Annotated in this window: 1 protein-coding gene; it reads right to left on the bottom strand. The window is 43.3% G+C overall.

Annotated elements, in window-relative coordinates:
• Nucleotides 1–907 (bottom strand): Arm DNA-binding domain-containing protein (locus ACT3SX_RS15155; RefSeq protein WP_444761835.1); only part of this gene is annotated, 907 nt, incomplete at its 3' end.
• Between the last annotated feature and the right edge of the window lie 321 nt (nucleotides 908–1,228).

Consider the following 1,228-nt stretch of genomic DNA (forward strand, 5'->3'; position numbering starts at 1 on the left):
AGTGGCTGCCAGTGCGAGGGTTAAGCCAAAGCCAAGTAAGCTGCTGCTGCTCATAGGTGTGATTGTCTCGCTCTAAGACTTTGATGGTTTGCGCTTTATGATTCGCTACCAATTCTGCTTGATTGGCCAATGCGTCTACGACGATGGGCAGCAGTTCTATTTGGCGTTTACGTCTACGGTTTTTGGTGGCTTTATGAATGCCTTTGACAAAGCCGCGTTTGATGTATGCCGTTGATTTATTAAAGTTAATATCTTCTATGGCTAATGGCATCAGTTCATGACTGGATAGTCCAGACCAAAGCATTACAGTCCATAGGTTGCGCATAGTCGCGTCTGTTTCGGTATTTATGATTTGTGCTATCTCTTCGCGGGTAAATGGATCGATGTCCGCTGGGTCTTTGCTATTGAGCTTGATGTATTGGCTGGGGTCATTTGGGTTCCTCTCATGACGCGCCCAATAGCTCCAAATCGAGCGCCATAGTCCTAATATATCGACTATGGTCTTGGGCGACAGCTCAGCTCTCAATACTTTATAAACCCAATATTCCACATCTTCAGCACTAATCTTACTGATCTGCTTACTTTGCCAATAGGGCGTTATATGATTGGCCACTTTACCAATATATGTGTCCCATGACGTAGGAGAGACTTTGCTTTGTTCGGCATTTTGCCAAATCGGGATATAGTAGCCAAAGTACGAGGCTTGCCGCTTTGGTGACGTTGGGAATACGGCATCACGGTCAAATATACCCATTTGAATCTGTTGCTCTACCATATCCGCTATTTTTTGAGCATTGGCTTTGTTGGCAGCAGTGGGCGGTGTGTTTAGCAGTGTTTCGCTGTCTTTTTCGCCGTTCATATACCAAATAATGCGAATACTGGTCCGGAGTGGTTCGATACTGGCCACTTGGTGTTCTCCTGTGCGTAAAAGTGTATGTGTGAAAACCTTAAGGTATTAATATAACTAGCTTTTATGCTAAATTGACGCTATAATAAAAATCTGGTTTGGTAACTAATGAGCCACTAAAAAGCTCTTGGTTTGGGCTTTTGGTTCAAATTATCTGTTAAAACAGTCCTCATTATGGTGAGGGCTGTTTTTTTGTGCCTAAGTGGAATCGTTCAGATAAAGGTTAAAGCCAATAGTTCAAAAGTGGCGTTGTGCTGTAGCTTTGAGGCTTCTTGCTGCTGCTGATGTTCTATCGCCATTTGCATTAATTTGTTTAAGTCC

The organism is Psychrobacter sp. AOP31-B2-9 (genome assembly GCF_052378005.1).
Classification (GTDB): domain Bacteria; phylum Pseudomonadota; class Gammaproteobacteria; order Pseudomonadales; family Moraxellaceae; genus Psychrobacter.